The 15,571-nt window shown below is 62.1% G+C and carries 14 protein-coding genes and 2 pseudogenes; 9 read left to right on the plus strand and 7 right to left on the minus strand.

Features of this window, described 5'->3' with window-relative positions:
* Nucleotides 1–510, plus strand: a 510-nt coding sequence (locus IFT55_RS16900; protein ID WP_197976524.1) for a serine hydrolase, incomplete at its 5' end; no start/stop codon positions are given.
* 383 nt (nt 511–893) lie between these two features.
* Here the strand turns inward: IFT55_RS16900 and IFT55_RS16905 are convergent.
* Both IFT55_RS16905 and copM read right to left on the minus strand, forming a co-directional pair.
* Nucleotides 894–2,312: a YncE family protein gene (locus tag IFT55_RS16905; protein ID WP_192093527.1), complete on the minus strand. Its 1,419-nt coding sequence runs from the start codon at nt 2,310–2,312 to the stop codon at nt 894–896.
* Nucleotides 2,309–2,677, minus strand: coding sequence for a CopM family metallochaperone (copM, locus tag IFT55_RS16910; protein WP_192093528.1), 369 nt, complete (start codon nt 2,675–2,677; stop codon nt 2,309–2,311). The genes IFT55_RS16905 and copM overlap by 4 nt, the downstream gene beginning before the upstream one ends.
* A 185-nt stretch (nt 2,678–2,862) precedes the next feature.
* Between copM and IFT55_RS16915 the strand changes: the two genes are divergently transcribed.
* From IFT55_RS16915 to IFT55_RS17830, 3 genes and pseudogenes are all read left to right on the plus strand, one after another.
* Nucleotides 2,863–3,759, plus strand: a complete 897-nt coding sequence (locus tag IFT55_RS16915; protein WP_192093529.1) for a LysR substrate-binding domain-containing protein — start codon at nt 2,863–2,865, stop codon at nt 3,757–3,759.
* Nucleotides 3,756–4,907, plus strand: coding sequence for a TDT family transporter (locus IFT55_RS16920; RefSeq protein ID WP_192093530.1), 1,152 nt, complete (start codon nt 3,756–3,758; stop codon nt 4,905–4,907). Before IFT55_RS16915 ends, IFT55_RS16920 begins: the two co-directional genes overlap by 4 nt.
* 176 nt (nt 4,908–5,083) lie before the next feature.
* A pseudogene (locus tag IFT55_RS17830) lies at nt 5,084–5,269 on the plus strand (hypothetical protein); the annotation flags it as partial.
* 17 nt (nt 5,270–5,286) lie between these two features.
* Here IFT55_RS17830 and IFT55_RS16925 read toward each other — a convergent pair.
* Nucleotides 5,287–6,195 carry a LysR family transcriptional regulator gene (locus tag IFT55_RS16925; RefSeq protein WP_192093531.1) on the minus strand — a complete coding sequence of 303 codons (909 nt, stop codon included), beginning with the start codon at nt 6,193–6,195 and terminating at the stop codon, nt 5,287–5,289.
* Nucleotides 6,196–6,336: 141 nt separating this feature from the next.
* Between IFT55_RS16925 and IFT55_RS16930 the strand changes: the two genes are divergently transcribed.
* Genes IFT55_RS16930 through IFT55_RS16945 form a run of 4 tightly spaced genes read left to right on the plus strand, consistent with a single transcriptional unit; the run spans nt 6,337 to nt 8,781 of the window.
* Complete coding sequence (locus IFT55_RS16930; protein ID WP_249403911.1) at nt 6,337–6,822, plus strand: (R)-mandelonitrile lyase; 486 nt, start codon at nt 6,337–6,339, stop codon at nt 6,820–6,822.
* A 4-nt stretch (nt 6,823–6,826) separates the two neighbouring features.
* The gene (locus tag IFT55_RS16935) at nt 6,827–7,081 is read left to right on the plus strand and encodes a tautomerase family protein (RefSeq protein WP_192093532.1); all 255 of its coding nucleotides are present in this window, start codon (nt 6,827–6,829) and stop codon (nt 7,079–7,081) included.
* Nucleotides 7,082–7,116: 35 nt separating this feature from the next.
* On the plus strand, nt 7,117–7,968 hold the full coding sequence (locus IFT55_RS16940; protein WP_197976525.1) for an aldo/keto reductase: 852 nt from the start codon (nt 7,117–7,119) through the stop codon (nt 7,966–7,968).
* Nucleotides 7,969–8,025: 57 nt separating this feature from the next.
* A complete protein-coding gene (locus IFT55_RS16945) occupies nt 8,026–8,781 on the plus strand; it encodes an SDR family NAD(P)-dependent oxidoreductase (RefSeq protein ID WP_192093533.1) in 756 nt (251 codons plus the stop codon).
* A 274-nt stretch (nt 8,782–9,055) separates the two neighbouring features.
* Here the strand turns inward: IFT55_RS16945 and IFT55_RS16950 are convergent, their stop codons facing one another.
* Together IFT55_RS16950 and IFT55_RS16955 are read right to left on the minus strand one after the other, a co-directional pair.
* Nucleotides 9,056–10,162: an NADH:flavin oxidoreductase/NADH oxidase gene (locus tag IFT55_RS16950; protein ID WP_192093534.1), complete on the minus strand. Its 1,107-nt coding sequence runs from the start codon at nt 10,160–10,162 to the stop codon at nt 9,056–9,058.
* A gap of 548 nt (nt 10,163–10,710) precedes the next feature.
* On the minus strand, nt 10,711–12,894 hold the full coding sequence (locus tag IFT55_RS16955; RefSeq protein ID WP_192093535.1) for a S9 family peptidase: 2,184 nt from the start codon (nt 12,892–12,894) through the stop codon (nt 10,711–10,713).
* Nucleotides 12,895–12,966: 72 nt separating this feature from the next.
* Between IFT55_RS16955 and IFT55_RS16960 the strand changes: the two genes are divergently transcribed.
* Nucleotides 12,967–13,860: a LysR family transcriptional regulator gene (locus IFT55_RS16960; RefSeq protein ID WP_192093536.1), complete on the plus strand. Its 894-nt coding sequence runs from the start codon at nt 12,967–12,969 to the stop codon at nt 13,858–13,860.
* Nucleotides 13,861–14,138: 278 nt separating this feature from the next.
* On the opposite strand, the gene ctrA is transcribed toward IFT55_RS16960, so the two are convergent.
* Together ctrA and IFT55_RS16970 are read right to left on the minus strand one after the other, a co-directional pair.
* Complete coding sequence (gene ctrA / locus IFT55_RS16965) at nt 14,139–14,843, minus strand: response regulator transcription factor CtrA (protein WP_192093537.1); 705 nt, start codon at nt 14,841–14,843, stop codon at nt 14,139–14,141.
* A gap of 183 nt (nt 14,844–15,026) precedes the next feature.
* Nucleotides 15,027–15,571 (minus strand): annotated as a pseudogene (locus tag IFT55_RS16970) (hypothetical protein); the annotation flags it as partial.

The raw sequence follows: 15,571 nt of genomic DNA on the forward strand, positions 1-15,571 counted from the left end.
CCGCCGGTTGCATGGGCGCACGACGGCGGTGGCGTTGTACTCGTCGATAAAGGCCCCGCAGGCTATGCCATAGGTCGCGATGCCGGCTCGCCGAAGCCAGTTGACCGGTGGACGCTAGCCGATCGGGAGAAGGCGGCCATCGCGCTTGGCAAACCAGCAATGCCAATATTCATGATGCCCAACATGGCCGCCGGTTTGTGGACCACCGCCGGCGACTACGCGCGGTTCCTGGCTTTCGCGAAGCGCTATCCGGAACTTTCGACAAAGACCATTCGCGTGAAGGGAACGCTCGACTGGGGTCTGGGCTGGGGGATCGAGAGTGATGGTGCGCGGCGTTTCGCCTGGCACTGGGGCGCTAACGACGGCGTCGCGAACGTGTTCGTCATGGACCTCGCGTCGGGTGCGGCTGTCGTGGTCCTCACCAACGGCGATGCTGGGCGCAAAGTTTACGAGCGAGCCGCCCGGGCAATCTTCGCACGTGAGTTCGATGCGTTTGCTTGGCTCAAATGATCTTTGCCGGCCCATCGGGTTTCGTTCGCGATATAGGGGTAGCCATTTTGGGGGCGTACCCCTGTCTCTCGGGGCGCGGAGGTCCGTTTCAGCCCTGGGATGGAACTTGAATGGGCGTCCGCTTCAAGGATACGAACGAGATGCTCTAAATGGCCGAAATTGGGTCTGCCTGGCTGCGAAGCTGCCAGTCGGCTCGCGACCCAAAAGCGGTCGTAGCCGAGGCACGTTGTCGATCTCGCGAGCGGACATTCTGAACCGGGGTTCTGACACACGCAAATCGTTGGAATACCGTGGTAGGTTTTAGAGCGTCACAACCGACCGGTTGTGACACCACTAAGATAAGTCCCAGTAGATCCAAGATAGAAGTCACACAGGCATGATCGCTATTTCTGCACTTGAACGGCAGTTCCCAGCGTCATCGGATCACCTGGCGCGATAACGAGATAGCGGCGCATGTCTCCTTTCGCATCGCTGACGATCTGGCGCAGCGGTCCGACCGTATTGACGATCGCCCCGCCTGCCGGGTTGGTCATGAACTTCGCCAGCGGTTGGATCGGGCCGCTGCCATCGGCACGTGTCGATAGACCGAGCACATAGGGCATCTTGGGGCTTAAACCCGCGACCGCTGCTTGCAGGATTTGAACCTGACCCTGGTCGAACAGCGTCACCTGGCTGCGTCCAGTGCCAGCCAGCGTCAACTGAACCTTCATCCCTGCCTGCGCGAGCGGCACGAGGTTTGCCCTGCCGTCGCCGACCGGCACCGCGCCAGGCACATACGCGACTCCCTGCGGTCCCTGGCCGATTGGGATCGTCGCGAGGACGGTGTTGCTCGCCGTGTCGATCGCCGCGACTGCGTCGGCGTTTTCGAGCCCGACATACATCCGCGTACCGTCGCCCGACGGCCAAAGGCCATGCGGAAGCGCGCCGACCGGAATGCTTGCGACCTGCACGAAGTCGGTGGTGCGGAACACCTTCACGACGTTCTCGGTGCCGACAGTCACATAGGCGAACTGGCCGGTCTTAGTGCGGGCGACGTTGACGTGGTTGGTGATCGCGCCGGTGTCGAACGTCTTCAGGATCGCGAACGGTGGCTTGGCATCGAACACCATGACCTTGCCGACGTCCTTCAGCGTCAACCAGACCTGCTTGCCATCGGGCGTCGCGGCGATGTCAGGGCAGAACGGGCTGGCCTGCTTGACGCGACCGACGATCTTCTTCGAGGCGGTGTCGATCACCACGGTCTCGGGTGTGAAGCTCGAACAGACGTAACCGTATTTTCCGTTCGGCGAGAAGATCGTCATGCCGGGGCCGTTGGGGACGGGGATGCGCGTGGTCGGCGCGAAGGTCTTGCCGTCGAGCACCTGGATATAATCCTCGCCGCGCACCGCGACCCAGACTTCGCGACCGTCGGGGCGGAAGAACGCTTCGTGCGGCGATCGGCCCACATAGGTCGTGTGCTTCACGGCATTGGTCGCAGTGTCGATGAACGTCACCGAGTTCGAGCCGATCGAGATTACCGCCAGCGTCTTGCGATCGGGCGAGAAGCCCATGCCGTGGACGAGCAGCTGTCCCTTGTAGAGCGGGCTGAGGTTCGCGGGGGTCTGGTCGCCGAGCTTGATGACGCCAAGCAGCATGTTGGTCGATGGATCGATCACCGACACGGTGTTGGAGAACTGGTCCGAGGTGTAGAACCGGTCCTGCGCGCTGACGGGGACGTCGGGGGTCGCGTTCGGCACTTGCTGCGCCAACGCGGAACCTGAGAAACACAACGCGGCGCAGGCGGTCAGGGTGGAACGCTTCATGGACGGTCTCCGTGATGGGGGTGACCGGTCGCGGTCGGTTCGGTTCTTGGTGGCAACGTGCCGCCATCGGATAGGATGCCCTCCATCACCGCGATTTCCTGGCGCTGTTCGACGATGATTCCTTGGGCGAGCCGACGCAGGCGTTCGTCCTTGCCGTAGCGCAGTTCGATCTCGGCCATGTCGATCGCGCCTTGATGATGTGGGATCATCATTTTTGCGAAGTCGCGGTCGGGATCGCCCGAATAGCCGGTCATCATCGCGCCGTGCATCCGCGTCATCGCCGCATCCATTGCCGTCGCAAAGCCGCCCATCTGGGCCAGCGTCGCAGTTGAAACCGACAATGCCGCGATTCCAAGCAGGGCCATTCCAAGTCTCATCGATTTCTCCAATGCGCTCAACCTGTTCTGGCGAGGCCATAGTGTCCAACGCGTGGTTGTGATGATTCGTATCGGCGGGGGCGATCGATCGGCTATTCGTATTGAAACGATAATAACAATGCGTTGGTTAGATCGATCGGTGGGGCGTATCTCGGGAATCAAGGAGAGCGGGCATGACCCTCGAACAACTCAGGATTTTCGTCGGTGTCGCAGAGCGCGAGCACATGACGCGCGCTGCCGAAGCTCTCAATGTTACGCAGTCAGCCGCAAGCGCTGCCATCGCCGCGCTGGAAGCCCGGCATGGCGTGCCGCTGTTCCACCGGGTCGGCCGCGGGATCGAACTGTCCGAAGCGGGCCGCATGTTTCTGGTCGACGCACGCGCAGTGCTTGGCCGTGCTGCCAGTGCAGAACTTGCGCTGGCCGAATATGCTGGGCTCGAGCGCGGCACACTGCGGCTGGTCGCGAGCCAGACGATCGCGGGCTATTGGCTGCCCCGCCAGCTGGCGGCGTTCCATGCGCGCTACCCGTCCATCACGATAGAACTGGCGATCGACAACACGGAAGGGGCCGCAGCGCGCGTGCTTGACGGTGCCGTCGAGCTCGGCTTTGTCGAGGGTGTGATCGACGAGCCCGCGCTCGCGCATTGGACGGTTGCGAACGACCGCATGGTGCTGGTGAGCGACCGCGCTGCCGACACGATCGACGAGGACTGGATCCGCGCCGCGCGTTGGATCGTCCGCGAACAGGGATCGGGCACTCGCTCGTCGTTCGAAGAGGTGTTGCGTCAGCGCGGCATCGATCCGTCGGGCCTCACCACCGCGTTGACCCTGCCGTCGAACGAGGCGGTACGTAGCGCGGTCGAGGCTGGCGCAGGCGTCGCGGTGCTATCGCAGCATGTCGTCGCACCTGCAATCGCGGCCGGCACGTTGCACGATCTGCCGCTCGGTCTGCCGCTCGGTCTGCCGCTCGGTCTGCCGCGGCGTCCATTCTACGCGCTGCGGCACAAGGAACGCTATCGTACCCGGGCGGCCGACGCGCTGACCGATCTCATCAAGGAGACTGGGAAGTGACTGCCGATCTGAAACCCCTTCTCGATGGTCTGAAGCCGCTCAGCCGGCTTGATTCTCCGCGCGAGATGGTTCGCCAGTTCACCCCCAACTGGTTCGCCGCGACGATGGGCACGGGCATTCTCGCGCTGGCCTTGCCGCAGGTGCCGGGCGTCGGCGCATCACTGCACCCGGTCGGCGAGGCGCTGTGGTATTTCAACATCGCGCTCTTCACGCTGTTCGCCGGGCTCTACACCGCGCGCTGGACGATGTTCGGGCACGAGGCACGGCGGATCTTCGGGCACAATACCGTCTCGATGTTCATCGGCACGATCCCGATGGGACTGGCGACGATCATCAACGGATGTCTCGCGTTCGGCCTGCCGCGCTTCGGCGCGGGCGTGATCCCGATCGCCGAGACATTGTGGTGGATCGACGTCGCGATGTCGCTCGCCTGCGGTGTGGCGATCCCGTATCTGATGTTCACGCGGCACCAGCACAGTCTCGATGCGATGACCGCGGTCTGGCTGCTGCCGGTGGTCGCGGCTGAGGTCGCAGGCGCGAGCGGTGGCCTGCTCGCCCCGCATCTGGCGGACGCGCATCACCAGTTCGTCGTGCTTGCGACGTCCTATGTCCTGTGGGCCTATTCGGTGCCGGTCGCGTTCGGCATCCTCGCGATCCTGATCCTGCGGATGGCGCTCCACAAGCTGCCGCACGAGAGCATGGCCGCCTCGAGCTGGCTCGCGCTCGGTCCGATCGGCACCGGCGCGCTCGGGATGCTAATGCTCGGCAGCGACGCGCCCGCGATCCTCGCCGCCAACGGGCTTGGCTCGATCGGCGCGGTGGCGCAGGGGATCGGCACGATCGCCGGGCTGCTGCTGTGGGGCTTTGGCCTGTGGTGGCTCGCGCTCGCGACGCTCATCACGATCCGCTACTGGCGCGCAGGCATTCCGTTCAACCTCGGCTGGTGGGGCTACACCTTCCCGCTCGGCGTCTACACGGTCGCCACCTTCAAGCTCGGCACGACGCTCCATCTCAGCTTTTTCGGGATCTTAGGCACCGTCCTCACGGTGGCGCTCGCAGCTATGTGGCTGCTGGTCGGCGCCAAGACGGTCGCAGGCGGCTGGCGCGGCAACCTGTTCGTGTCGCCCTGCATCGCCACGCCGAACTGATTATCCGTGACCGATCATGCTGCCGGATCGAACTGGCACGTCCGATCGACCTGTACCGGGCAGACCGGCGGACGGGTCGCGCATACAGATCATGACATAAACAGGAGAATGCTGGTGAACATGCGGCGAGCGCTCAGACTAGCTGGCCGTTAGCGTATATCTGAGTTCGTTATATGTACCGGCTCCGAATTGTGGATGTGATGGAAGAGCTAGTGCGATCCACCGCGCTGCTGCGCCTCCACGCCGCCCAGCTTGTCGACCGCTACTCCGAGCGCAAGGCGGCTGGGGTGGCGATTGACCGAACGACGGGCCTGTCGAGCATTGCTACAGTCACACAAGGTGTCAGAACCGGTCGGGTTTGACACCGGCGCCTAATCGCTCAGCTCCGTAGGGGCTGTACCTCTTTGATAAGATCGATCAGCAGGCGCAGCCCGGTCGGAAGGTGTCGGCGTCCAGAATAGTAGGCGTGGAAGCCGCTGCCTGCGCTCGCCCAATCCTTCAAAATCGGTTGCAATGCTCCGCTGTCGAGGTGCGGGCGAAGGGCGGCCTCCGTCGCGTAGATGATGCCCGCGCCACACAGTCCAAACGCGATGGCAGCGTGGCTGGCATCGACAGTCAGCGGGCCGGGTGTCGCAATGGCGCATTCGCTACCGCCGCGCTCGAACTCCCATTGATAGACCTGATCGTTCCCCAGGCGGATGCCGACGCATCGATGGTTTTGCAAGTCCTGCGGATCAGTCGGGGCACCGAAACGGGAAAGGTATGCCGGTGACGCTGCCGCGATCCAGCTTAGGTCCGGAGACAGCCGTTGTGCGATCATGTCCTCGGGCACCGTGCCGCCATAGCGGATGCCGGCATCGAAGCCGCTGCCGACGACATCGATCATCCGATTGCTCACGCTGATATCGATTGCGACCTCTGGATAGCGGTCCACGAAGATCGGCATGACCGGCTTGAGCAGCAGCTCGACGGCATCCTCAAGAACGTTGATTCTGACGCGGCCTGCCGGGGCGTCGCGATACCGGTCCAGGGTCTCGCCCGCCGCAGCTATGACCTGCATGGGAGCTTCGATGGCGGCACGAAGCTCCTCACCCGCTGCGGTAAGAGTGACGCTGCGCGTCGTCCTGTTCAATAGTCGAACGCCGCGACGCCCCTCCAGTGCCATGATCGCGTGGCTAAGGGCAGAGGTAGTAACGCCAATTGAGGTCGCCGCCCGACGAAAGCTGCCGTGCTTGGAAATCGCCAGGAAATAGGCGAAGTCCGCCAGGTCTGCTCGGCTCAGTTGCATGACGACCCCCTACACCATTGTTGAGCATCGTTCATCGGCTCGTTGCGGGCGGGGCTGGTAATGCTGGCGTGTACAGCACCTTAGATTGTGGTCCGAGACGCTCGTCATCGTGACGATCGGCTGATTGGAAGGGCGGCAACCATGATGAGGATCGGCATGTGCCTCGCCACGCTGCTGCTGCCCGTGGGCGCGCAGGCGCGGCAAGGAGCGACTGACATGAGCATCGAACGCAAAGCGGACATGAAGACCGTCGACGGTCCGGCGGAGTATTTTACCGGCAAGGCCACCATCACCGGTCAATTCCAGCGCGATGAGCCGTCGCGCGTTTCCGGGGCCATCGTTCACTTCGAGCCCGGTGCGCGTACCGCGTGGCACACCCACCCCGCCGGTCAGACGCTGATCGTGACCAAGGGCGTTGGCTGGACCCAGATCGCGGGCGGGCCGAAGCTGGAGTTTCGTGCGGGTGACATCCTGTGGTGCCCCGCCGAACACAAGCATTGGCATGGCGCCACGCCGCATGAAGGTATGACCCACGTCGCCATCCAGGAGTCGGTCAACGGCACGCCCGTGACGTGGATGGAGAAGGTGACGGACGAGGAATATCTCGCGCCGCTCGGCACGGAGTGATCGGATGCCGCACGTCATTGTGAAGCTCTGGCCCGGCAAATCCGACGACCAGAAGCAGCGTCTGACCGAGACCATCACCCGCGGCGTTATGGAGACGCTTGGATATGGCGAAGACGCGGTGTCGGTCGGGTTCGAGGAGGTCGCTCCCGCCGAGTGGACGCCCAAGGTTTACGACCCCGACATTGCTGGAAAGTGGGCCACCCTGACGAAGCAGCCCGGCTACGGCGAGCAGCCAGCCGGACGGAGGAAAGAACGATGACCCTGAACGAAACGTTCGCGCTTGCCGATGGCGTCGTGATCCCCAAGCTGGGGCTCGGCACTTGGCGGATAGATGACGCCGCGGTGTCACATGTCGTTCGCGATGCCGCAGCGATCGGCTACCGCCACTTCGACACGGCCCAAGCCTATGAGAACGAGCGCGGTGTCGGCGAAGGGCTGCGTGCCAGCGGCATTCCGCGCGACAATCTGTTCGTCACCACCAAACTCGTGGCGGAGTCCAAGCGGTACGCCGATGCGAAGAACCGCATCGATGGTTCGCTTCAGGCGCTCGGATCCGATCATATCGACCTGATGCTGATCCACAGTCCGCAGCCGTGGACCGAGTTCCGCGAGGGCGGCGATTTCGACGCCGGCAACCTTGAGGCGTGGCGCGCGCTGGAAGAGGCGCAGCAGGCCGGCAAAATCCGTGCGATCGGCGTGTCCAACTTCGAACGCGCCGACCTCGACAACATCCTGCGGCATGGCTCGGTGAAGCCCGCGGTCAACCAGGTGCTTGCGCATGTCGGCAATACGCCGTTCGATCTCATCGACTATTGCCGTGAGCAGGACGTGCTGATCGAGGCATATTCGCCGGTTGCACATGGTGCGGCGTTACAGCATCCCGTGCTTGTCGAGCTGGCGGCAAGGTACGGCGTCGGCGTAGCGCAACTCTGCATCCGCTACTGTCTGCAACTCGGACTGCTCCCACTGCCCAAATCGACCAACGCCGATCACATGCGCAGCAATGCGGCCGTCGATTTCGAGATCGGCGAGGACGACATGGCGATGCTCACAGGCTTGTCGGACGCCATCGACTACGGCGAGGCGAGCGCCTTTCCCGTGTTCGGCAAGTCGCGCCAGGCCGCAGGATCGAACGCGGCCGCCTGATCGAACGCGGCCGCCTGATCGTCCGACTCTTCCCCATACAACCGGAGAGGTTCTCTCATGTCTGATCACCATCGTTTCGCCGGCAAGGTCGCCTTCATTACCGGTGCCGCCAGTGGCATCGGCCGTGCCACGGCCATCGCCTTTGCGGCCGAGGGCGCGCGCATCGCCATCCTGGACCGCACCGAGGACGCTCTGGCCGAAACGGCCGAGGCTGTGAGGAAGGCGGGGGCTGAAACCCTGGTCATCGCCTGCGACGTGTCCCAGCCCGATCAGGTCGAGGCGGCGGTCGGCCGGGTGGTCGAGATCTTCGGACAGCTCGACATTGCCTTCAATAATGCCGGCGTCGAGAACAAGGCCGCGCCTGTCCACGAGATCGAACTGGCCGAGTGGGACCGCATCCTTGACATCAACCTGCGCGGCACCTTCGTCTGCATGAAGCACGAGCTGGCGCAAATGGTGCGTCAGGACAGCGGTGTGATCGTCAACACGTCCTCAGGTGCCGGCGTCCGCGGGGTGGCGGGTGGTGCCTCCTACACTGCATCCAAGCACGCGATCATCGGCCTGACCAAGGCCGCGGCGCTCGATTATGCCAAACAGAACATCCGCGTGAACGCGGTGCTGCCGGGCAATATTGAGACGCCGATGATGGATCGTTTCACGGATGGCGACATCCAGAAGGCGATTGATCTTGAGCCGGTCGGGCGCTTGGGTAAGCCGGAGGAAATTGCGGATGCCGTTCTCTGGATGAGCGCTGATCTGGGCGCGTTCGTCACCGGCGCCGCAGTGTCCGTTGATGGGGGTTGGTCTCTCTGACCCGCACCATCCGATCGACGGTGGCTGATCTAAAAGATAGTGCCGGTGTCAAAACCGAACGGTTGTGACACCCCGCACCGGCGGCTTTCGACCGTTCCAATTCTGAAAGCTGACCGGCAGAAAAGTCCCCAATGTCGGTCGTTCCGAGCGGCTAGCTGGGCTCGCCCAAGCGGTCGGTCCGCTCACGTGAACGAGCGGCAGGTTTTGGTCATCGGAAGAGGCCGTGTGACGTGGGATGGCCGGGATTGGGTCGTCCCACCGTAATTGGTTCGTTTCATGACGACTCGAACAGGTTGCGGAAGCGACTTGGCTGCGAGCGCAGATACTGGGCCGGGGCCTTCACCTGAGCACCGAGATGCGCGGCCGCGTGCCAAGGCCAGCGCGGGTCGTAAAGAATAGTACGGGCGAGCGCGATCATGTCGGCATCTCCGGTGCCGACGATCGCTTCCGCCTGCTCATAGTCGCTAATCAGGCCAACGGCGACGACGGGCATGCCGCATGCCCGTTTGACGGCGCGTGCCAGCGGCACTTGATAGCCCGGGCCGACCGGGATGTCCTGACGTGGGTCGAGCCCGCCACTGGAAACGTGGATGGCAGCACACCCGCGTGCTTCAAGCGCCTGTGCAAAGGCGATCGTGCCTGCAATATCCCAGCCACCTTCTACCCAGTCGGTGCCTGACACACGCATGGTGACGCCTTGGTCAGCTGGAAAGACGGCACGGACCGCGTCGAATACCTCGAGCGGAAACCGCAGTCGGTTCTCCAGACTGCCCCCATATTCGTCGTTGCGGCGGTTCGAAAGCGGCGACAGGAACTGGTGAAGAAGGTAGCCATGCGCGGCGTGAATCTGAATTACGTCGATGCCCAACCGTGCTGCCCGTCGGGCGGCGTCAGCGAACCCGTCGCGGACCCGTTTCAGACCATCATAATCAAGCGCTGTCGGCGGCGTCCCATCGGTCGCGAAGGGAAAGGCCGATGGCGCCTCTGTCTGCCAGCTATGGGCGCTGTCAGGCGGAAGTTGCGCGCCCCCCTTCCACGGCACTTCAGTGGACGATTTGCGCCCGGCATGCGAGAGTTGGATCGCGATCGGTATGTCGGACCACCGGCGGACGCTGTCCAACACCCGTCCCATCGCTGCCTCAGTAGTATCATCCCAAAGGCCGGCATCGCCGTACGTGATGCGCCCTTCAGGCACGACGGCGGTCGCCTCGATCGTCAACAGCGCTGCGCCCGAAAGCGCCAACTGACCAAGATGGATAATATGCCAGTCGTTCATGCACCCATCCTGCGCTGAATACTGGCACATTGGGGCGATAACGATCCGGTTCGCCAGGGTCAGCTGACCGACCGTCAGCGGGCGGAACAGTGCTGGCGTCGTCATGACACTACTCCCGTATCCGATCTAATCGTATCTTTGCTGCGCAGATGTTTCATGCCTCGGCACTCCGGTACCTTATGCTCCAGTGATGCCAACGGCGGAGCTGGGAAAGGGTTTCTGGCAGCGTCCGCATCGACAAGAGCGATTGATCCGATGCGAGCCCTTTCGTCCACGTTCAGCGACCGGGCATCGTCCGAGGTTAGCTGTCAAACATCGAAATGAACGAATTGCGGAAAGCGGAAAGGTCGCACGTAGGCTTGGAACGGCCGTAATCTAGCCAACCATCCCGGGCGACTTTCCCCGCCGAAAACGCTTTCGTGCCGGCATTAACCAGCCCAGTTGGCTACGCCTCAATGCATAATCTTATACAGGACCCGCCCAATCGCAATTGCTGCTACAGCCAAAAGGGCAACGCCAGCTATTAGAACAAGCGGTTTGTGAGCCTTGATTGAATCACGGTATCGTTTAAACTGAGACATTATCGATATATTCCCGATATGGATTTCTAGAAGATTAAAGTAGTGGATCAGGTATTATCTATTATAGCACCATCATTGGAGCTGCTCGCTAAAATAGCGAACAACGTCCTCACGATAGGTGTCTTCGTCCCGCCCGTCCGGATCATGTCCGACACCTGGCATTAGTAGAAGATCGACCGGCTTGTCCGCGCGCATCAAAGCCTGAACCAGGCGCATGGTGCTGGACAGCGGAGCATTCACGTCAGCGGTGCCGTGCATGATCCGCAACGATCCCTTTAGGCGATCCGCCAAAAGCAGGTTTGAGCCGGCGGCATAACCGGATGGATTGGACTCGCGTAGTCCCATGTTGGGTTCGTTCACCAAGGCGTCCTCATCGAGCGCGCCGGGTGCCCCGGCATAGCCCGCCTTGAAGACGTCCGGTGCGGTCAGCATCGCACGGATCGCGAAATAGCCGCCCCAACTGTGCCCATGGATACCAACGCGGGTGAAATCCATCCAGGGTCGGGTGGAGGCCGTCTGCCGCAAGGCCGTGACGTAATCAGCGATTTCGCTCTGTCCGATACGGCCGTAGGTTGCGTCGCCGAATGCCTTGCTGCGTCCCGCGCTTCCCCGGACATCGACTGCGATGACCACAAAACCTGCTGCGGCAAGCGCTTCCGCGCGGCGCATCATCGTATTGCCGGTAAAGGTGCGTGACAGCACCGTGCCGAACGGCCCACCGTAGATATAGGCGACTACCGGATAACGCTTGGCCGGATCGAAACCGTATGGTCGGAAGAGCGCGCCATGGAGCGACGTGCTGCCATCCGCTGCCAGAACGGTGATCGGCTCGAGCGGAGTCCGGGGCGTCGTTTGAACGGCACGCGCATCGGCCGTCGTCAGGCGCGTGACGACCGTGCCGTCCACCCTACGCAAATCACGCACGCGCGGATTAGTCCAGGATGATCGACTGTCGATCAGGTAACGACCCGACGGTGACGGCTGTGCCCCGTGGACGCCGGGCTCGGTCGCGACGGCATACCAATCGCGTGCGACGGGTCCGACGCTGTAAAGCAGTTCGTCATAGGGATTTGCCGGATCCGTGCTGGCGGTGACTAATAAGCCGCCGTCCGCCGCAACATGGTCGATGCGCGCTACGGAGAAAGCGCCGCGCGTCCGCTGAGCGATCAGGCGACCGTCGTCATCATACTGATAAACGTGGCGCCAGCCGTCCCGGTCCGACATCCACAAGAACCCGCTTTTCTGAGGTAGCTGTGTAACCTGGGCGGCCCAGCCGGTGGCCGCGAAATTGAGGTCGACGACCTTGGTGTCGCGCCGCTCTTCTCGTAGCAGTCGCCGCACCATACCATCTCGGGCGATCGCCAGCAGATCGAGCTGTTTACCGTCACGCGCCATCCGCAGAACGAGCGCACTGTCGTCCCTGTGCCACCCAGCCAGCCAGTAATACCCTTCGTCCGGCGCCACTTGCACCGGCGCCACCGAGCCGGACCCGGGATCGAAAAGGTACAGCACCGAACGTGCGATAGGTGTGCCGACCTTGGCATAGGGAACCAGCGAGACCCGCTCGGTCGAACTGGCATAATCGACGATTGGAATATGGTGGACCTCGCGCTGATCGACTTGCCAAACTGCTATTCGACCGTCCGGAGACCATGCCTGGTCCGGTAAGATCCAAGCGAGATCGGTTTCTCCGGTTCTCGCGAATACTCGTTTGCCTCTAGCATCGATTACCGCAAAGCCGTCGCCATCCTGCACCGCCAAGCGATCGCCTTGCGGCGACAGCTGCCCTCCCGCTAACATGAGGGCATCGATCGCGCCGTCCTCGACATGCCGCACCGCTCCGGTCGCAATATCCAGGCGGTAACCCTCACCGTCATAGCGGAACAGGAGTCCCCGGTTGTCATAGGTGAGCTCGAAGGGCATTTGCATTGGCAAGGCAGCCGTTTTACCAGTCAGCTCCGTCAACCGGGCGCAAAGCACCGCGTGCGAGATCAGCGTCTTGTGCTCGCCCGTCGCGGCTTCGACCATCGTCCATGTGCCTGCGGCGGACCCGACTGCGTTCCAAACAATGAGCCGTTCGCCTTGTGGCAACCATCGGGGTGTGACCAGACTGTCACGGATTAGTTCGGGCCATCCCGCGACCTGGCGCGCACGTTCGAGCCGTCCGGCAATTTCGGTTTGCGCGGATGCCTGCGACACGACGCTCGCGAGAATCCAGAAGGGCAGCACCGCAAACAGCGAGATCGAACGAAGCATGCTCTATTGCTAGCGCCGCACCGTGCGCTATTACCAATATATCGTTAGCCCCGCATCAAGACCGAATCTGTCATGATCGATATTCGTCGACTGCAACTGTTTGTCGCTGTGGCCGAGGAACTGCATTTTGGCCGTGCCGCAGCACGGGTCGGCATGGCGCAACCACCCTTTAGCCAGCAGATACGCCGGCTTGAACAGGAGTTGGGGGTCGATCTGCTGGTCCGTACCAGCCGTCACGTTTCCCTCACCAATGCCGGTTCCGAACTGCTGGTCTCAGCACGAGATCTGATTGCGCGTCGTGATCAGATCGTAGGTCGCGTTCAGCGCACTGCTATCGGTGAGGCGGGAACATTGCGGCTAGGATTTGCAGCATCGTCGGCGATCGGCATCCTGCCCAGGATCATACGACGCTTTCGAGAGGCCCTGCCCGACGTCCTACTCGAACTCGACGACCGCGATGGGACCGACGTCGCTGCGGCGATCCGTACGCGGGCACTGGACGTTGCGGTTGTGCGCGCTCCCTTCGAAGCGGACCAGATCATGGTTGAACTGCTCCATAGCGAAGCGTTCGTGGCCGTCCTTCCCGCTGCTCATCGCCTGGCAACGCGGGCCTCTGTCACGCCTGCTGACTTAGCTGGCATCCCACTGATCCTGTTTCCCAGACCTGCATCGCCGGGGCTGCATGACACCATCATTGGCATGTGCATCGGCGCCGGCTTCTCGCCTGTTATCGTTCAGGAAGCCAATGCCTGGCTGTCGATCATGGGGCTGGTAGATAGTGGCTTTGGCGTAACGATCGCGCCGAAATCTGCTGCGTCAATCTGTCCTTCGACCATCGCTTGTGTCCCTGTCGTCGGCACTAGCGACCGCGCCCAATTGGCGATGGCGTACTTAAGAGATCTGCCCGTTCCTTTGGTAATTCGCTTTCGCGAGATCGCGCGTAGCTGTATCGACCAACAGGACTAGATGCATCAACGCCTTCCGTCGCTTCTGCTATTCATCTTGCTGTTTTAAGCAACAGCTCGGCTTCCCGTTTGCTGATACTTTTTGGAAAAAGCGTTTTGGCAGCGTACACTCAGCATAGCCTTTGCGTCTAAAGTGAACGAATGCCTGAAGTTCGGATGCGGGATGGGGCTTTAAATGGCTGCTTGTGGGTCTAATTGGTAGGCGGCGAGACAGAGATGCGCTGCATGCCGTTGCAGTGAGCGCGGCACGTGGTGGCGACCGCACATACCGGTTCGAGCTTACGCTGCCAAAGCCGTCGGCGTTTCAGCGACCGGCTCGGACAGCATGTAGCCGCGTCCCCAAACCGTCTCGATGTAATTCTCGCCGTCGCACGCGAGGGTGAGCTTCTTGCGCAGCTTGCAGATGAACACGTCGATGATCTTGATCTCCGGTTCGTCCATCCCGCCATACAGATGGTTGAGGAACATCTCCTTGGTAAGCGTCGTGCCCTTCCGCAGGGTAAGCAGCTCGATCATGGCGTACTCCTTACCGGTCAGATGCAGGCGCGCACCGTCAACCTCGACCGTTTTTGCGTCCAAATTGACCGCGAGCCTGCCCGTACGGACGACGGACTGGCTATGCCCTTTGGACCGACGAACGACCGCCTGAATGCGTGCAACCAGCTCCTCGCGGTGAAACGGTTTGGTCACGTAATCGTCTGCGCCAGAGCCGAACGAACGGACCTTACTGTCCATATGGTTATCCCCCGACAGGATCATGACCGGCGTGGTGATGCGGCCAACCCTCAGCTTCTTCAACACGTCGTAGCCGTGCATGTCGGGCAGGTTCAGATCGAGAAGGATGATGTCGTAGTCGTAGAGCTTGCCGAGATCCACGCCCTCCTCGCCAAGGTCCGTAGTGTAGACGTTGAACCCTTCCGTGCCGAGCATCAGCTCAATGGCCCGGGCTGTGTTCGGCTCGTCCTCGATCAGCAAAACCCGCATTACACGTTCCCTGTCTACGCCTGTTGAACCGGTAAACGACTAGGGTTGCTGATCCTTTAGTTTAATCATGATAGGTGTCGGTTTGATTTAGGTGATCCATAGAACGCTACTCTGACGAGGGGAACGACCGTCCGTGCTGGGAAGCTGGAAACAGCCTGCGAATTTCCGGTTCAGGCCCTCACCTCATGCAACAACGGTCCGTGGCAGCAACGCGCCAACCTGCTCCGACCACAACGTCGGAATGGCACCGGTAGCCGTAAGCACTGTCCCATCCACTCCGCTACGGATGGTGCTGCCGAGGATCGCCTCCACCACAGACGGTGCCAGAAACGCCAGCCGCAGCACGCGGGTGACGTAAGCTGGCTGGACGCCTTCGCGTGCTGCCAGCATGGTAATGTCGAGCTCGTTGCCCCTGAGCATGTCCCACCAGCGCCGCGCCTTGAGCACAAGCTGGACCAGCGAGGCATTGCCGGCGGGCGTCACCCCTGCCCCACTGGCCTGCACCAGTCGCATGACCCGACCCGAGCGGGTCAACCGGACATCGGAGACAACCGTCACCGTTGCCGGCGCGTGCGGCGCAAGCGTTGCCTGCAGCAGTTCGGCAATGGCGGCGGCGGCGCAGTCTACCTCGATGCGCCCGTCGTGAATGCGCACCGTGGTGACGACGGCGTGGGTGGCAGTGCGCAGGTCCGCCGGTGAGGCGCTGGCAATGGTGGCCGCCCGGGCGG

Source organism: Sphingomonas sp. CFBP 13720 (assembly GCF_014842075.1).
In the GTDB taxonomy this organism is placed as follows: domain Bacteria; phylum Pseudomonadota; class Alphaproteobacteria; order Sphingomonadales; family Sphingomonadaceae; genus Sphingomonas.